This is a genomic window from Aeromicrobium sp. UC242_57 (assembly GCF_044452305.1).
Taxonomy (GTDB): domain Bacteria; phylum Actinomycetota; class Actinomycetes; order Propionibacteriales; family Nocardioidaceae; genus Aeromicrobium.
The window spans coordinates 449616-465486 of the sequence record NZ_JBIOAM010000005.1; the positions used below are offsets into that span (position 1 = coordinate 449616).

The 15871-nt window shown below is 68.2% G+C and carries 17 protein-coding genes and 4 pseudogenes; 2 read left to right on the forward strand and 19 right to left on the reverse strand.

Features of this window, described 5'->3' with window-relative positions; all coding sequences use genetic code 11:
• Positions 1–94: 94 nt before the first annotated feature.
• The 15 genes and pseudogenes from ACHMWU_RS24275 to ACHMWU_RS24345 form a co-directional block, all read right to left on the reverse strand.
• Entirely contained in the window at positions 95–697 is a 603-nt protein-coding gene (locus ACHMWU_RS24275) for an ABC transporter substrate-binding protein (protein WP_396049199.1), read from the reverse strand.
• A 56-nt stretch (positions 698–753) separates the two neighbouring features.
• Positions 754–1305: pseudogene (locus tag ACHMWU_RS24280) on the reverse strand (ABC transporter substrate-binding protein); the annotation flags it as partial.
• Positions 1208–1669 carry an ABC transporter substrate-binding protein gene (locus tag ACHMWU_RS24285; protein WP_396047887.1) on the reverse strand — a complete coding sequence of 154 codons (462 nt, stop codon included), beginning with the start codon at positions 1667–1669 and terminating at the stop codon, positions 1208–1210. The pseudogene ACHMWU_RS24280 and the gene ACHMWU_RS24285, both read right to left, overlap by 98 nt.
• Positions 1670–1739: 70 nt before the next feature.
• Positions 1740–2627 carry a hypothetical protein gene (locus ACHMWU_RS24290; RefSeq protein WP_396047889.1) on the reverse strand — a complete coding sequence of 296 codons (888 nt, stop codon included), beginning with the start codon at positions 2625–2627 and terminating at the stop codon, positions 1740–1742.
• Between the two features lie 301 nt (positions 2628–2928).
• A complete protein-coding gene (locus ACHMWU_RS24295) occupies positions 2929–3354 on the reverse strand; it encodes an ATP-binding cassette domain-containing protein (protein WP_396047891.1) in 426 nt (141 codons plus the stop codon).
• A gap of 37 nt (positions 3355–3391) precedes the next feature.
• Positions 3392–3535: pseudogene (locus ACHMWU_RS24300) on the reverse strand (ABC transporter ATP-binding protein); the annotation flags it as partial.
• Positions 3528–4376, reverse strand: coding sequence for an ABC transporter permease (locus ACHMWU_RS24305; RefSeq protein WP_396047893.1), 849 nt, complete (start codon positions 4374–4376; stop codon positions 3528–3530). The gene ACHMWU_RS24305 and the pseudogene ACHMWU_RS24300, both read right to left, overlap by 8 nt.
• Positions 4377–4405: 29 nt before the next feature.
• On the reverse strand, positions 4406–5365 hold the full coding sequence (locus ACHMWU_RS24310) for an ABC transporter permease (protein WP_396047896.1): 960 nt from the start codon (positions 5363–5365) through the stop codon (positions 4406–4408).
• A gap of 350 nt (positions 5366–5715) precedes the next feature.
• Positions 5716–6486 (reverse strand): GntR family transcriptional regulator, encoded by a 771-nt coding sequence (locus ACHMWU_RS24315; protein WP_396047898.1) that lies wholly within the window; start codon positions 6484–6486, stop codon positions 5716–5718.
• A 64-nt stretch (positions 6487–6550) separates the two neighbouring features.
• On the reverse strand, positions 6551–6880 hold the full coding sequence (locus ACHMWU_RS24320) for an acyl-CoA thioester hydrolase/BAAT C-terminal domain-containing protein (protein ID WP_396047901.1): 330 nt from the start codon (positions 6878–6880) through the stop codon (positions 6551–6553).
• Positions 6778–7407: an acyl-CoA thioester hydrolase/BAAT C-terminal domain-containing protein gene (locus tag ACHMWU_RS24325; RefSeq protein ID WP_396047903.1), complete on the reverse strand. Its 630-nt coding sequence runs from the start codon at positions 7405–7407 to the stop codon at positions 6778–6780. The genes ACHMWU_RS24320 and ACHMWU_RS24325 overlap by 103 nt, the downstream gene beginning before the upstream one ends.
• A 432-nt stretch (positions 7408–7839) precedes the next feature.
• Positions 7840–8283 (reverse strand): alpha/beta hydrolase family protein, encoded by a 444-nt coding sequence (locus ACHMWU_RS24330; RefSeq protein WP_396047905.1) that lies wholly within the window; start codon positions 8281–8283, stop codon positions 7840–7842.
• Between the two features lie 86 nt (positions 8284–8369).
• Positions 8370–8609: pseudogene (locus ACHMWU_RS24335) on the reverse strand (alpha/beta hydrolase family protein); the annotation flags it as partial.
• Entirely contained in the window at positions 8581–9774 is a 1194-nt protein-coding gene (locus ACHMWU_RS24340) for a TolB family protein (protein ID WP_396047907.1), read from the reverse strand. The gene ACHMWU_RS24340 and the pseudogene ACHMWU_RS24335, both read right to left, overlap by 29 nt.
• A 99-nt stretch (positions 9775–9873) precedes the next feature.
• Positions 9874–10407 carry an Lrp/AsnC family transcriptional regulator gene (locus ACHMWU_RS24345; RefSeq protein ID WP_396047909.1) on the reverse strand — a complete coding sequence of 178 codons (534 nt, stop codon included), beginning with the start codon at positions 10405–10407 and terminating at the stop codon, positions 9874–9876.
• Positions 10408–10505: 98 nt separating this feature from the next.
• Between ACHMWU_RS24345 and ACHMWU_RS24350 the strand changes: the two genes are divergently transcribed.
• Complete coding sequence (locus ACHMWU_RS24350; protein WP_396047911.1) at positions 10506–11717, forward strand: trans-sulfuration enzyme family protein; 1212 nt, start codon at positions 10506–10508, stop codon at positions 11715–11717.
• A gap of 9 nt (positions 11718–11726) precedes the next feature.
• Here ACHMWU_RS24350 and ACHMWU_RS24355 read toward each other — a convergent pair whose 3' ends face one another.
• The 3 genes and pseudogenes from ACHMWU_RS24355 to ACHMWU_RS24365 form a co-directional block, all read right to left on the reverse strand.
• The gene (locus tag ACHMWU_RS24355) at positions 11727–12623 is read right to left on the reverse strand and encodes a CaiB/BaiF CoA transferase family protein (protein ID WP_396049200.1); all 897 of its coding nucleotides are present in this window, start codon (positions 12621–12623) and stop codon (positions 11727–11729) included.
• Positions 12624–12694: 71 nt separating this feature from the next.
• Positions 12695–12871, reverse strand: a pseudogene (locus ACHMWU_RS24360) (CoA transferase); the annotation flags it as partial.
• Positions 12872–12987: 116 nt separating this feature from the next.
• Positions 12988–14370 carry a M20 family metallopeptidase gene (locus ACHMWU_RS24365; protein ID WP_396047914.1) on the reverse strand — a complete coding sequence of 461 codons (1383 nt, stop codon included), beginning with the start codon at positions 14368–14370 and terminating at the stop codon, positions 12988–12990.
• Positions 14371–14570: 200 nt separating this feature from the next.
• Here ACHMWU_RS24365 and ACHMWU_RS24370 point away from each other — a divergent pair, with 200 nt between their 5' ends.
• Positions 14571–15353: a LysR family transcriptional regulator gene (locus tag ACHMWU_RS24370; protein WP_396047916.1), complete on the forward strand. Its 783-nt coding sequence runs from the start codon at positions 14571–14573 to the stop codon at positions 15351–15353.
• Positions 15354–15472: 119 nt separating this feature from the next.
• Here ACHMWU_RS24370 and ACHMWU_RS24375 read toward each other — a convergent pair whose 3' ends face one another.
• Positions 15473–15838, reverse strand: a complete 366-nt coding sequence (locus ACHMWU_RS24375; RefSeq protein ID WP_396047918.1) for a cupin domain-containing protein — start codon at positions 15836–15838, stop codon at positions 15473–15475.
• Positions 15839–15871: the final 33 nt, after the last annotated feature.

The window sequence follows — 15871 nt, forward strand, 5'->3', positions numbered from 1 at the left end:
GGCCTCGTGGGAAACCGCAGCGGGTGGGGAAGCCACAGGGCCTGGAACCGGCGATTGCCGGTCCCAGGCCCTGAGCCTGCGTGTGGTCAGCCCGTCACTTGATGAACAGCGGGTAGGGCGTTCCCATCGAGTACTGCGAGAAGTCGTCGAACGAGATCTTCGCGTCGTGGGCGAACACGGCCTTCTGCGTGTAGACCGGGATGTACCCGACCTGGTCGGCGTTGGCCTTCAATGCTGCGACGACTGCCTTTAGCTGCTCCTCGCTCTGCGCCGGCGCGGCACTCGCCGCACTGATCGCATCGGCCAGTCCCGGGGCCTCCAGGTCGGCGTAGTTCGACCCGCCAGCGCCCACACCGTCAGCACGCATCAGCGTGTCGGGGTAGAAGTTGGGATCCGGCGACAGGCTCGAGAACGTCGACACCGTCAGCTCGATCTTGTGATCAGTCGAGTCGGTCAGCCACTGGGCACCCGGAACGCCCTTGATGTCGATCGTGATGCCGATCTTGGCGGCGGCCTCCTTGAGGATCTCCGTCGTGCGCACGAAGGACGGGTACGTCGAGATCGTCTCGGCCACGATCGTCGCGCCATCGGGGTATGCCGACTGGGCCAGCTCCTTCTTCGCGGCGTCGAGGTCGTACTCGTATGCGGGGATCTCGGCGTACGCCGCCTCGACCTGGTCCTTCGGCAGCCGGTCCAGACGCGCTTGGAGGTCATCTCGTTGGCCTCGTCACCGAAGCCCTTCAACGCCGACTTGATGATCGCCGGGCGGTCGATCAGGTGCGCCAACGCGCGCCGCACGTGGACGTCCGCAAGGGGGCCCTTGTCGGTCAGGAGAGTCACGTAGCCCAATGTCTCGGTGGGCGCCGTGGTGATCTTCGAGCTGGAGCCGGCGAAGGCCGTGCCGTCACTGCCGACGACACCGTCGACGTCGCCGGCGCGCAGAGCCGCAGCGGCCGGAACCGAGGCCGCGAACACCAGCTTGACCGTCTTCCAGGCATTCGTGAAGTCTTCACCGGCCTCGTCGGCGCCCCACCAGCTGTCGTTCTTGACGAACGTCATTCCCGCGCTGGAGTTGAACTCCGTCGGCTTCCACGGCCCGGTTCCCATCGTCAGGACGCCAGGTCCGCCGAGGTCCTTCGCATGCGCTTCGGCGAACTTCTTCTCGACGATCTGTCCGGCGTACGCGGGCGTGTACTGCCACGAGGAGTCAGGCTCCTTGCTTGACCGTGACCTCCATCGGGCCGGTGGCCTCGATCGACTTGACCGACTTGTACTTGCTGGCCGTCTGCGCGGTCTGCTCCTGATAGCGCTTCAGCGAGAAGACGACATCTTCTGGCGTGACCTCGGCCTGGTTCCAGAACTTGACGCCCTTGCGCAGCGTGTAGACGTACGTGACCGGGTCAGGGTTCTCGAACGACTCAGCCAGCGCCGGCTGCACCTTGCCGCTCGGATGCGGCTTGATGAGACCTTCCAGCGCCAAGCCGTTGACCCACAAGGACGGCTGGTCGTACTGGCGGGCCGGGTCGACGCTGCGGACCGCGCCGGTGGCGATCGTCAGCGTGTCCTTGGGACCATCGCTTCCGCCGCCATCATCGGGAGGTCCAGCTGCACGCGCTGATGACCAGCAGCGCTCCCAGGGCCACGATGCCCAACCGGAACGCGTGAACATTTTTCTTCAGTGCCTTACCCGTCTGTGAGTACTTGCCCAGCCAGTCGGATGACGTTCTGGGAACTGCTTCTCAGCAACTTCTTGGTGTATCCCGAGTTCGGAGCGTCCAGGACGTCCGAGGTGCCTGACTCGACCAGGCGGCCCTTCTCCAGCACGTAGACCGCAGTCGGCTATCTGCCGCACGACCGCGAGGTCGTGCGAGATGAACAGCAGCGCGATACCGGTGTCTCGCCGGATGTCGTTGAGCAGGTTGAGGATCTGCGCCTGCACCGAGACGTCCAGCGCGGACACCGGCTCGTCGCAGATCAGCAGCTCGGGTGGAGCGCGAGCGCCCGGCCGATCGCCACCCGTTGCCGTTCTCCGCCCGACAGGGCCGCTGGACGACGACCCGCGTACTCAGGTCGCAGACCGACCCGTTCGAGCACCTCGGCGACCGCGGCTCGCCACCGGACCCGGTGCTGGCGCACTGCCGGATGGCTTCTGCGAGCGTCTGCTCGACCGTCATCCGCGGGTTGAGCGACGAGTAGGGATCCTGGAAGACGTACTGCACCTTGGAGTGCCAGGCGGCTCGATCTTCCTTCGACATCGACGTCCCTTGGGTGATGTCGATCCCGAAGACCGTGGCATTGCCCCGGGTGATCGACTCGAGACCCACCAGGCAGCGCCCAGAGTGGTCTTGCCCGAGCCGGACTCGCCGACGAGCGCGACTGCCTCGCCCTGGCGGAACTGTCACCGAGACGTCCTGGAGGGCTGCGACCACGGCGTCGCCGCGGCCGTACTCCTTGTAGGCGCCGTCGATCGAGACGATGACGGGAGCCGACCGCACGACGTCGGCCGTGCTCTCCTGCCGACCGTGCCTCGACCTCGCTCGACGTGCATCCATCTCGGCGGTGATCTCGTCGACCCGGATGCACGCCGAGGCGCGTCGATCACCGATCGGGACAGGAGCGCCGGGCATCGGCGCAGCTGGAGGTGGCCCAGTCGCAGCGGTCGGCAAACCGGCACGCGTTGCTGCGCCGCGCGCCCGGGGCTCGCCCTTGATGACTGGAAGCCGACGCAGACGACGGTCCAGCGGAGGCTCGGATGCCAGGAGTCCCAGGGTGTACGGATGCCGCGCCGAGTCCGCGAGCAGCCGGACGGGCCGGCTTCCATGATCGCCCCGGCGTACATCACGTAGACCCGGTCGCAGGCCGAGAACGCGACCCGCAGGTCGTGCGTGATCATGATCATCGACATGTTGCGCTGGCGCTGGATGGAGATCAGGCTTTGAGCAGGTCCTGCTGCGTCACAGCGTCCAGCGCTGTCGTGGGCTCGTCGGCGATGATCAGATCGGGGTCTGTGGCCAGTGTCGCGGCGATGCCGATGCGTTGGCGCATGCCCCTTGACAGCTGGAACGGGTAGCGCCTCGCGACGGTCGGGTCGGTGATGCCGACCTCGGCCAGTCGGCGCTGGATCTCGGCCTGACGCTCGTCACGTGACATCGCCCGGTAGGCGGGCTGCTCGCGCAGCACCTCCTCGAGGTGACGACCTACCCGCATCAGCGGATTGAGCATCGTGAACGGGTCCTGCAGGATCATGCTGGCCTTGCGTCCGCGCACCTTGCGCATGTCCCGTTCGGAGGCGGTCAGCACGCTGACGCCGTCGAGGTGAGCCGTGCCGGTGGCCTCGAAGTTCTGGGGAAGCAAGCCGCAGGAGTGCCCGTACCGACAACGACTTGCCGCTGCCTGACTCTCCGACGATGCCGATCGTCTCGCCGCGGTCGAGATGCAGGTCGACGGTGTCGACGACGACGCGGGATGTGTCCTTGGTGCGGTGGCTGATCGACAGGTCGGAGACCTCGAGCAGTCGAGTGGTCGACTCAGGCATGGTCGAGTCCCTTCGAGGAGAGTCGGTCGAACACGTAGTCGCCCATGACGTTGACGCTGACGGCGGTCAGGATGATCGCCAGTGCCGGGCCCAGCGCGGTGAGCGGGTTCTCCAGCAGGATCGACTGGCTCTCGGCGAGCATGGCTCCCCAGTCGGCGCTGCCGGGCGTCGAGCCCAGACCCAGGAAGGACAGGGCCGACAGGTTGATCAGCGCGAAGGCGAAGCTGAAGAATGCGTGGGACACCGCGAGCGGGAGGACGTTGGGCCAGATGTGGCGGAACATGACCCGTCGCTTCGACAGGCCCATGGTCTCGGCGGCCTCGACGTAGGGCCGAGATCGCTGCTCGATGGTGGCAGCCCGGACGAGTCGGGTGTCGTACGGAGCAGACAAGAACATGATGACGAACACGGCGACCCAGTAGCCGCCACCGAGCACGCCGATCGCCACGATCGCGATGAGGACGCCCGGCAGGGCGTACATCAGGTCGACCCACCGCATGATGGCTCCTTCAGCGAAGCGCCCCATGTACCCGGCGACCAGCCCCAGGACCGAGCCGATGATGAAGGCGCCGACCGCGATGATGAGCGGACCGTAGAGAGCCGTGCGGGCTCCGAGGACGAGCCGGCCGAAGATGTCGCGGCCCAGGTCGTCGGTGCCGAGCCAGTGCTCGCCGGAGATTCCCTGGAGGCCGTTGGTCAGGTTCTGGACGTTGGCCGAGGGCACCAGCCAGGTCCCAAGCACGCCGGCGACGACGACGCATGCCAGGTAGAAGCCACACAGCATCACCCCGAACGTCGGGCGCTTGCGCCTGGCCCGTGGGCTCGTCGCGGCGGATGTCATCGGGTCAAGCCCTGTCGAGGCATCGGGATTCATCGGCTGTCCCCATTCACGGCGATGCGCGGATCCACGAAGAGATACGCGAGATCGGTCAGCAGGTTGATCAAGAAGATGGTCGCGGCCATCACGAGGGTCACGCCCTGGACGACCGGGAGGTCCTTCTGCTGGACGGCGGTGACCAGCAGGCTGCCGAGGCCTGGCAGGGCGAAGGTCGCCTCGACGACGACGGCGCCGACCATGACGAAGCTCAGGACGACACCGGCTGCGGTGATGACCGGCACGAGCGAGTTGCGCAGGACGTACGCGAACAGGATGCGACTCGGCTTGAGGCCTCGGGCCCTGGCCGCGACGATGTAGTCCTGGCCGGCCACCTCGATGACGGCGGTGCGGGTGTAGCGCACGACGAGGGCGATGGCTGCGGTGCTGAGCGCCGCCGCTGGGAGGATCAGGTGCGCCAGCCGGTCCATGCCCCCGGAGCCTCCGCCGATCGCCGGGAGCCAGTTCAGCTGACCGGCGAACACGATGATCAGCAGGATGCCGACCGCGAACGATGGCGCACTGACCGAGATCATCGCTGCTTGCGAGACCACGCGGTCGAGGAGCCGTCCCCGCTTGAGTCCGGCGGCCATTCCCAGCGGGATGCCGACGATCATCGTGATCGCGAAGGTCAGTGCACCGAGCTGCGCAGTGATGCCGGCGCGTTCGGCGATCGCGGAGGAGACGCCTTGGCCGGTCAGCACCGACTGGCCCAGGTCGAAGTGGGCTGCGTTGTACAGCCAGTTCCAGTACTGGGTGAGGAAGGGATCGTCGAGGTTGTAGAGCGCACGGATCGCCTCGAGGGTCTCAGGAGTGGCCGGCAGGGTGCCGAGCAGCAACCGGACCGGGTCGCCGGGCGCGAGGGCCAGCAGCGAGTAGATGCCGAACGAGTAGACGACCAACAAGATGGCCGCTCCAGCGAGGCGTCCGAGGACGTATCGGATGGTGGAGCGCAATGTCATTGCGAGCGGGTTCCGTTTCATGCGTTGGGAAGGGCCCGACGTCGAAGTGTCGTGCGATCCATGTGGGCCAGGACACAACCGTCGGAAGTTGGACGCTACTCGCATGTTGATAAACATGTCAAGCCTCTTTGCGGCAGGTCAGCCCAGCGAAAATCACGGTTGCAGACGCGTCGAGCACCAGGACGCGCGCGACCGCGGACCTCCCACCTGAACGGCGCTCGCGAACGGCGCAACAGCACCGTCACACCACTGCGTGGAGTGCCACCGTCTGGCGTCGACGACCCGTGACGACGCACGACGAACCGAGGCCGGCCCTCAACGTCCGGCAGGCTGCTGCCGAGATATCAGGTCGCGTCAACGTCGGCCGTGGCCCCGCGCGCATCGAGCGTCGCCCCCCACGGCGGGATGATCGGTTCGCCAGCCGGTGGATCCTCGGGGAGCAGGGCATCGAACAACGTGCGCAGGTTCGCGCGCAGGTGACGCACGACCGAGGCGCGGGCCCGGTCGGCGTCCTTGGCCGCGATGGCGTCGTACATCTCCTGGTGCTCGGGATCGTTGAAGAAGACGTAGGACTGGCTGAGGTAGCCGGGCATCAGCGCCCAGAACCGCTGCATCTCGTCCTGCAGCGCGCCGATCATCGCGACGAGTCGTCGATTGCCCGAGATCTCCGCGATCATCTGGTGGAACGACCGGTGCAGCCCGCCCATCGTCTCGACGACCTCGGGATCATCGGACGGCCGCTTGGCGAGCCGCTTGACCTCGGCCATGGCGTTCTTGTTGGCGGCCGCGAATGCCGCTGCGTGCTCAGGAGTGAACGCCGCAGCAGCCAGCTCGGCCGCGAGACACTCCAACCGGATCCTGATCTGGAACAGGTCGCGCACCTCATCGAGGTTGATCGGCGTCACGGTGTAGCCGATCCGCGGCTGCGCGACCAGGTATCCCTCCGCTACGAGCCGCTTGAGGGCATCGTGCGCCGGCGTCCGGCTCACGTTCATCTCCTGAGCGATCTGGTGAGCCGCGATGACCTGTCCGGGACGGGCCTGACCAGTCAGGATGCGGGCCTTGATGTGCGTGTAGACAGTTCCGGCAAGGCCCCCACTGGCTGTGTCCTTCATCGGATGATCTCCTCTTGCTGCTTGATGTCGTCGTGAGCCAAGTGGTGCGTGCTGTTGAATCACCCTAGGCGTTGGCGCGGGTCGCCCGTGGTCCGAATGCGCACGCGGCTTGCCCCTGGGGCAGCACCGTGTCGAAGAAGCCGAGCATCTCGGTCCACGCGGTCACCCGGGCGGACGCCGTGCCCTTCCGGGTGCCGCCGTAGGCGTAGGTGACGCCGTTGACCGGGTGCACCACCGACGTGACCACCGGCAGGTAGGGCAGCGAGAGGTTGTGACCGGCGTCCGGCAGGATCACCCGTCGCACGTCGACCGGAACAGGCGCGTCCTCGGCTCGACGCAGCAGCACGTCGCTGAGCGCCACGGAGTCCCACATCGCGTCATCCGCACCGCACACCAGCAGGACGCTGCCGTGGCTGCGCTCGATCGGGATCTCTGCTCTCTCCAGCCGTGCGGGGGCGTCGACTCGATCGCCGCACGGAAGCCGGGCGTCGCCTCGACCGCGCCGTCGACGACGACGGATCGCCCGGCGACCAGATGCTCGGCAGACACGGTCGGCACCGGCAAGGCGTCGAGCGTCCACGCGGCACCGTCGCGCCCGTCGGACGTGAACGAGCCCCACACGTACCCACTAGGAACGATCCCGACGACCGCCGTGACAGCTGGGACGTGCGCCGCCAGCAGCAGACTGCGCTCGGCGCCGCGCGACTGGCCCTTGACCGCGATCGCCCCGGGCCTCACAGCGGGGTGGCTCGCGAGCCACGCTGCAGCCTCCCCGAAGTACTCGAGGGGCTGCTCGAACAGGTCGTCGGGTCTCCCCGGATAGTTGAAGTACGCCAGCGCGAGGCACACGAAGCCACGGCTCGCCAGCAGCTGCGCCTCTTCGTGGTTGATCCCGCCACCCGATCCGGTGAGCGTGATCACCGCAGGTCGGGGCTCCGTCGTGGCCGGCAGGTAGAGGCGCCCGGCGAGCGGCGCCTGCAGCCTGCACCGTGACCCCGGCTCCCCGGAAGACCCGGAGGTACTGGCCCTCCACGACGTCCTCGTCCTGGGTCGCACGGATGCGCCACACGAGCGCACCGTCCGACCCTGGCGTGTCCTGCGGCCCCACGCGATCGAGCGCCCAGAGCAGGGTCGTCGGATCGGGCTCGTCGAGCCCGTCGAGCGCAGTCGTGCTGAGGTCGAGCACACCGTGGGCATCGGCCGTGGCACTGAAACGTCCGGTCCAGTCGGCGTCCATGCAGCTCATGAGCCACACCTCGAGGAGCACCGGTTGCCCGGGGACAGCGCCCGTCACACGGAGCGTGAACGGGGCGTCGGCAGGAGTGCGCGCGGGCAGACCTTCGAGCGTCAGCGTCATGAGGCGCCCTGGTCCGCGCCGGTCAGGTGCTGGTCGAACCAATCGATGATCGCATCGAGACGGGCGATCCGGTGACTCGGCAGTCCCGAGTCATGGAACATGTGACTCGCGCCGGGGAACGACAGCAGCTCGGTCTGCTTGCCGGCCCTGGTGAGCGCGGAGAACAGCTGGCGCCCTTGGCCGGGTGGGCATCGCAGGTCTTGTTCGGCGACCACGACCAGCACCGGCATCGTGACGTCGCGAACGTGCGCGAGGGGCGACTTCTGCCACTGGACCTCCGGATCTGAGCCGATGTAGAAAAGCGTGTAGTCGAAGTCGTCGTCGACGTCGCAGTCACGCCAGTCGACAGATGGTCGGTCGCTGATCGCGGCTGCGAACCGGTCGGGACGTTGCCGCGAGCCAGGCTGCCATGAAACCCCCGTAGGACGCTCCGACGACACCGACCCGGTGCGGGTCTCCCCCCGTGCTCGGCGATCGCCACGTCGATCAGTGCCGTCAAGTCGTCGACGTCCACCTCACCGAACGCTCCTCGCACGGCATGACCATGCTCGGCGCCATATCCCGATGAACCGCGGGGATTGCCCATCACGACGAGGTAGCCGGCGTCGACGCAGGCTTGCGCCTGGTCGAGGAGTCGCCAGCCGAACTGGCGGTACGGACCGCCATGCACCGCGAGAATCATCGGGAACGGCCCCGGGCCTTCCGGCGCAAGCACCCAGCCGTGCACCGGATAGCCGTCAGGGGCCGCTCCCGAGATCTCCTGCATCGGCCGCACCGACGTTGCCGACGAGAGCTCGACACCGAATGAAGTCAGCGTCTTCTCGCCGTCGCCGGTCAGGGCCCTCAAGCTCCCCAGCGCTCGTGTCGTCGGCTACCGCTGCGACGATCGTGTCGTCGACGGCGGCGAAGCCGATCACCTGACCGGGGCCTGCCAGGACGTCGACGATCTCGCCGGGTCGTCGACTCGAACCAGGTCGACCGCACCGCGGCGTTCGATCATCGTGAGCACCCCATCGCTGACCGGAACCAGCGCAGGCCCTGCCGCTGGTTCGACCAGGTCGACCGTCGCGGCGGAGGTCAGCCGTCGGGCTGGCGCTCCTCCTGAGAGCTCGGCGACCCACAGGCCCGTCGGGCTGCAGAACGTCTCGTTCGAGCGGCCCGCCGATCGCAGCGCCGAGGAAGTAGAGCCGGTCGCCGGACGCGCTGAAGGCGGGTTGCCCGGCCCGCAGGCTCGTCGTCGTGACCTGCTGGGTCGCCCGGTCGGCGAGCGTCATCACGAACACGTCACGCGCCGGCACCGAGTCACGGTCTGCATGACGCGCAGAGGCGAAGGCCAACCGGGTGCCGTCAGGACTCCACGCGACGTGCTGGTGGTCGGCATCGCCCGAGGTGAGCTGGGTGATCCCGCCATCGGCCAGGTCCACCACGAAGACGTGCTTCCGACGATCGTTCGTGTAGCCGAGACCGTCGGCGCGGTAGCGCAGGGTCGTGATCCGGCGGGGTGGTTCACTCGCCGCGGTCAGCAGCACGGGGTGCACGTACCGGCCCTTGTCGGGGACGCGCGCGATGTAGGCGATGCTGCCCGAATCGGGGGACCACCTCGGCTCGGCGACTCCCAGCGGGTGGCTGGTCACCCGTCGCGGCTCCCCTCCGTCGGCGGGGACGACGTGGAGCTGGGGGCCCGACTCGGGATCGAGTCGCAGGAAGGCCAGCTGCCGGCCATCCGGCGACCAGACCGGATCGGTGTCGAGCCCACCGGACGTGATCGCGACGGGCGGCGTCGAGCCGTCGACGGCTGCCAGCCACAGATCGGCGTAGTAGCGGTCGTCGCCGAGATCGGCCCGCTTGAGCGACACCGCAGCGTGGCGCCGATCAGGTGACAGCGTGGGGCTGCCCGGAAGACGGAGCAGCCCGAGATCGGCGGCCTTCACGCCAGAGCCTCGCCCGGTACGTTCTCAGCCATCTCCAGGCACCTCTCACTACTCCGTCGGCGTGCGTGGAGCAGAACTTACCCAGAGGTTCTTGACATGTCAATCAGCATGTAAGTCGACGGTCAGCTCCGTGCGCGTGACGGCAGCACCCCCGACCCCTTCGCGCACCTCGAAGACGAGCTGCGTCTCGGTCTGCCGGACTATCGGATGGGTGGTCACGTGCTCCAGCACCAGGTCGCGCAGCACCCCGGGAGACTGCACCGCGACGTGCAGGTGGAAGTCGTCCTCACCGCCGACGTGGAAGACCGACAGGACGCCCGGGATGGCGACCAGGCTGTCGTAGAGCCGGTACACGTGGAGCCGGTCGTGGCTTCCGAGTCGCACCTTGATGATCGCCTGCACCGGATGACCGAGCACGTCGGGGTCGAGCCGCGCGTTGATGCTCGCGACGACACCTGACTGACGCAGGGCGCGGACCCGGTACGCGCAGGTCGACTCCGCCACCCCGACTCGTGCCGCGAGCGCCGCATTCGTCACTCGGCCGTCCTCGACCAGCGCCGCGAGGATCGCGAGGTCCGTGCCGTCCAAGGCCTGCTGACCGGGTTGAGGATTCTTCGGGCGGTCGACATTCATCTGCCTTCTCCTTGTGGATCCTGCACCAGTTTTGCCGTTGGGCGACTGCTTCCGCGATCAGTATTGCTCCTCATTGCGGATATGCCCAAGATGGCGCCATGTTGACTGAACAGCTGCACCTCGACTCGATCGCCGTCCATGCAGGACGAGAAGACCTGGAAGCGCTCGGCGTGCACGCCCTGCCACTCGACCTGTCGTCGACCAATCCGCTGCCGGACATCGAGACCGGTGGGACGTCGTACGAGATGATGGCGACCGGCGGCATGCCCCATCCGGAGGGCGGCTCGGTGTACGCCCGACTGTGGAACCCCACGGTCGCCCGGTTCGAGGTGGCGCTCGCCCGCCTCGAGCACGCGCCCGCCTCCGTCGCCTTCTCGTCGGGCATGGCCGCGATGAGCGCGGCGATCCTCGCCACCACGCACCACAACGCACGGCACCACATCGTCGCCGTCCGTCCGCTGTACGGCGGGACAGATCACCTGCTCGCCTCTGGACTTCTGGGAGTCGACGTCACGTTCTGCGACGCCGCCGACCTCGCAGCCGAGGTCAGGCCCGACACCGCGATGATCATCCTCGAGACGCCGGCGAACCCCACCTTGGAGCTCGTCGACATCCGCGCCGTGGTCGCCGCCTCGGGCGGCGTGCCGGTGCTGGTCGACAACACCTTCGCGACGCCGATCCTGCAGAACCCCATGGATCTCGGCGCCTCGCTCGTCCTGCACAGCGCCACGAAGTACCTCGGCGGGCACGGGGACGTCGTCGGCGGTGTCATCGCCTGCACCGAGCCGCTCGCGGCCGCGCTGCGTCGCGTCCGGGCCATCACCGGATCGATCCTGCACCCGCTCGGCGCCTACCTGCTGCACCGCGGGCTCGCCACCCTGCCCGTCCGCGTCCGCACCCAGCAGGACACGGCGATCCGGATCGCCGAGCACCTGAGCCGCCACCCGTCGGTCGAGCGCGTGCACTTCCCCGGACTGGACGATCCGACCGGGCTGGTCGGACGGCAGATGTCAGGGCCCGGGGCGATGATCTCGCTCGAGCTGCGGGGCGGCTACGACCAGGCACTCGCCATGACGTCGGCCGTCTCGCTGTTCACCCATGCGGTCTCGCTGGGCGGGGTCGACTCGCTCATCCAGCATCCAGCAGCACTGACCCACCGGCCTGTCACGCCCGAAGCGCGACCCTCGGCCGCGATCGTGCGGTTGTCGATCGGGCTGGAAGCAGCCGACGACCTGATCGCCGATCTCGAGACGGCACTCGCCGCATCAACCCCAGCGCGCGCCGGCTCACCGGTCCTCGTCACGACCTGACAGCGGCGGTCACCGTCGGTCCTGGAGCCACGCGCGGATGGCATCACCGTGCTGGTCGAGGACCGGCGGGGCCGAGTCGCCGCGTGCCGTGGTCTCGGCGCCGGCCGGGTCGAAGAAGCGCAATGGCGGTCCAGGAAGCTGCAGCCGGCCGAGAGTCGCATGGTCGACGTCGATCACGAGTCCTTGGCTGCGGGTCTGCTCCCACTCGTACACCTCGTCGATGCTGCGCACCCGCCCGGCCGGGACGCCGACGACCGCCAGCCGTTCGAGGAGCTTCTCGGCCGGCCAGTCGGCGAAGACGTCCTCGACGAGGTCGATCAGGGCGTCCAGGTTCGCTGCCCGGTCGCCGTTGGAGGTGAACGGCTCGCGCATCGGATCGAGGTCGAAGCCCGCACAGAACTCCCGCCACAGCTTCTCGCTGCCGACCGCGATCTGGACCGCGCCATCGGCACATCTGAACAGCCCGTAGGGCGCGATCGCCGAGTGATGATTGCCCTTGGCCCGCCCCACCTCTCCTGCCACGGTCCAGCGCGTTCCTTGGAACCCGTGGACCCCGACGACGGCCGAGAGGAGTGAGGACCTCACGACGCTGCCGGCGCCCGTCTCGTCGCGCTCACGCAGCGCCGCGAGGACGCCGAACGCGCCGTACATCCCGGCCAAGAGGTCCGCGATCGGGGTGCCGACCTTCTGCGGATCGTCGGGCGACGCCCCCGTCAGGGACATCAGCCCGCCCTCGCCCTGCGCGATCTGGTCGTAGCCGGCACGCCCACCCTCCGGCCCGTCGTGGCCGAAACCGGTGATCGACAAGACCACGAGCCGCGGGTTGAGCTCGTGCAGGGCTTCGTGCCCCAGGCCCAGGCGGTCGAGGACGCCGGTGCGGAAGTTCTCGACGACGACATCGGCCAGGGTGACGGCTCGAGGAGCACCGCCCGTTCCGCCTCCTGCTTGAGATCGAGGACGATCGACTCCTTGTTGCGGTTCGCCGACAGGAAGTACGTCGACTCCCGGTCCTCGGCGTCGGGCCCCGGGACGCCCTGGTGCGTCGACGACCCCGGCTCCGGCCACCGGAACGGCGGCCCCCAGCCGCGTGTGTCGTCGCCGACCACGGGCACCTCGACCTTGACGATGCGGGCACCCAGGTCGCCCATCATCATGGTGGCCTGGGGGCCTGCGAGGGCTCGGGAAAGATCCACCACGAGCAGACCTTCGAGCGGGCCGGACTAGGCATGCAGATTCCTTTTCATGTGTCTGACGCAGCTACGGGGATGCGTCACGGATGGGTGCGGTCGCCCAGGTCCCAGAACAGGCCCGCCATCAAGCGCAGTGCCTCAGCTGCCAGGCCGACCAGCAGGTGCTCGTCGGGGCCGTGCTGCGAGCAGCCGGGATAGGAGTGCGGGATCCAGATCGTCGGCATGCCGAGCACGTCGGCGAAGCAGTCGTTGGGCAAGGTCCCGCCCAGGTTCGGCAGGATCGCCGGACGCTTGCCGGTGGTCGACTCGATCGACGCCGCGACCCAGGTGACCCAGGGATCGTCCGGGTCCAGCCGCGTGGCCGCCGTCCCCTCGTCGACCTTCACGTCGACGGCCGCGAGCCCGTGCGCATCCAGATGCTCCCGGAGGGTCTGCTCGATCGTGGTCCAGTCGGTCCCGACGACGAAGCGCAGCTGGCACCGGGCGGTGGCTATTCCCGGGATCGAGCTCTCGGGCGAGGTGGACGAACCTGCTGCCAGGCTCAGCACCTCGAGGGTGTTCCAGCCGTAGACCTGCTCGGCCGGTGTGAGTCCCGGTTCGCCCCAGCCAAGGTCGACCGCTGGTGCGCCCGGACCGCCGTCGATCTCGATGTCCGCGAGCGCGGCCCTGACCGAGCTGCTGATCTCCGGCGGACGCAGGCCCTCGGGCACGATGCGTCCGTCGACGTCGACCAGCGTCGACAAGGCATGCGCGAGAAGAACGGCGGGATTTCGCAGCAGGCCGCCCCAGTTGCCCGAGTGGTACGCCTGCGGCCTCAGCGTCGCGCTCAGGGTGAACGAAAGCCGCCCCGAGTGCCGAGGAACAACGTCGGACGGGTCTCCGAGACCCGGGTGCCGTCCGACCCCAGCAGCAGGTCGGCGGCCAGCTCGTCCCGGGCCACAGCGCAGCAGCTCGCGCAGGCCCGGCGACCCGACCTCCTCGCCCATGTCGATCAAGATCTTGACGTTGAAGCCGAGTCGACCCCCGCGCGCGGCCAGGACCTGCTCGAGCGCCGCGAGGTTGATCGTGTGCTGGCCCTTGTTGTCAGCGGCACCCCGGGCGTACCACCGGTCGCCCTCGACCACGAGTGCCCACGGTGTCAGCCCGTCGCGCCACTGCGACTCGTCACCCAGCACCACGTCGCCATGGCCGTAGGTCAGCACCGTGGGCGCCGTGTCGTCCTCGTGCCGGTGAGCGATCAGGAACGGCGGCTCGCCCGCGACGGGGTTGTCGACGATGCGCCACGTACAGCCGCACCGTTCCAGCACGGGCACGATCTCGTCGAGCAGGTACGCCCGGTGGACCGACTGGTTGTCCGCGACCTCGCTCTCGGTCGCATGTGCGACCTTGCGAGTCAGCTCGCGCAGGAAGTCGCCCGACTCCAAGAACGACTCGGCGAGCTCGATCGCATGCGAACGCGTCATGCAGGGTCCTTTCGCCCGACCCGGTCCGACGGCCCGAGACATGCCAGCGCCGTGACCATCTGGACCCGACACCTTCAGCCAACCTCAGCCAGAGCCCGCCGACCAGCGCCGATTATCGAAGGCTGCCTTGCCCGAACGCGATGCCTGGCAGGAGCGGCAGAGCCGGGGTCGGACGCCGCTAAGGTGAGGGCGTGCACCTCGTGAGCGATTCGCTGCGCTACTTCCTCGAGGTCGCGCGCACCGGGTCCATCACCGAGGCCTCCGAACGTCTGCACATCGCAGCCTCGGCGATCAGCCGCCAGATCGCCCGCCTGGAGCTCGAGGCTGGCGTACGGCTGTTCGACCGGCATCCACGCGGCATGGTGCTGACCGAGGCCGGCGAGGTGCTCGCGAACCATGCGCGCCGCAGCGTCCTCGACGAGGAAGACGTGCTCCGCCAGCTCCACGACGTGCAGGAGGCGGGACGCAGCCTCATCAGGGTGGCCTGCTCGGAGGGTTTCGCCCAGCACTTCATGCCCGAGGAGATGGCCCGCTTCCGCAAGGCCCGCCCCGGCACCCGGTTCCAGCTCGACGTGCTCGATCCTGCCCTCGCCACCCAACGGGTCGCCGACGGCACGTGCGACGTCGCGGTCACGTTCAGCATGGCGCCCGAGACCGGCATCCGCGTCGAGCACTCGCACCAAGAGCCCGTCGTCGTGCTGGTGCCCCAGGGCCACCCGCTCAGCGCACGGAACAGCATCGCCTTGGCTGACCTCGGTCCGTATCCGCTCGCACTGATGGACGAGGGAACCACGATCCGATCGCTGTTCGATGTGTGCTGCAGCGTGGAGGGGCTAGCCTTCGAGCCGGTGCTGGTGAGCAGACACCTCGATAGCGCTCAACGGCCTGACCCAGCTGGCCGGTGCCGTGACGCTGACTGGCCGGCTCAGCGCCCGCCGGCTCACCCGCGATGGTCTGGTCGCGATCTCGTTGACCAATCCTGAGCTGCTCCAACGGAACTTCCAGGTCCAGACCATGGCGCAGCGCACGCTGCCCGCGCCAGTCGCAGCCTTCGTGGAGCAGTCGTGGCGAGCGTGCTGGCGGACGAGAACCAGCCCGAGGCCTAGGGACGGTAGACGACGAAGACCTTCCGCAGTGGTTCGAGAACCGTCCACGTGCCGGTCCAGCCAATCGGGAAGACCGCCGTCGAGCCAGCCGTCAGCTCGACCGGATCCTCGCCGTCCTGCTGCACGACCATGCGACCGGCGATGACCTGGATGAACTCTCCGCGGTCGGTGAACTCCCACCGCGCAGTTCCGGGGTCCGACTCCCACGAGCCTGAGACGATCTTCTCGTCATCGGACCCGAAGGCCATGTACGTGCGGACCTTGATGTCGCCGGACTCTGGTTGAGCACTGGGCAGACCCAGCAGCGACTCCTCGAAGTCAGCAGCGGAGTCGAGTTCTTCGGCACGGAAGTTGATGGTCACGCACGGTCCCTAGGTTCGATGTCGGATGAGCTT

Bases quoted from the DNA above. Each gene is read 5' to 3' on its own strand.
- ACHMWU_RS24285 (WP_396047887.1), bottom strand. From the start codon at position 1,669: ATGTTCACGCGTTCCGGTTGGGCATCGTGGCCCTGGGAGCGCTGCTGG.
- ACHMWU_RS24290 (WP_396047889.1), bottom strand. From the start codon at position 2,627: ATGCCCGGCGCTCCTGTCCCGATCGGTGATCGACGCGCCTCGGCGTGC.
- ACHMWU_RS24305 (WP_396047893.1), bottom strand. From the start codon at position 4,376: ATGACATCCGCCGCGACGAGCCCACGGGCCAGGCGCAAGCGCCCGACG.
- ACHMWU_RS24315 (WP_396047898.1), bottom strand. From the start codon at position 6,486: ATGAAGGACACAGCCAGTGGGGGCCTTGCCGGAACTGTCTACACGCAC.
- ACHMWU_RS24345 (WP_396047909.1), bottom strand. From the start codon at position 10,407: ATGAATGTCGACCGCCCGAAGAATCCTCAACCCGGTCAGCAGGCCTTG.
- ACHMWU_RS24350 (WP_396047911.1), top strand. From the start codon at position 10,506: ATGTTGACTGAACAGCTGCACCTCGACTCGATCGCCGTCCATGCAGGA.
- ACHMWU_RS24365 (WP_396047914.1), bottom strand. From the start codon at position 14,370: ATGACGCGTTCGCATGCGATCGAGCTCGCCGAGTCGTTCTTGGAGTCG.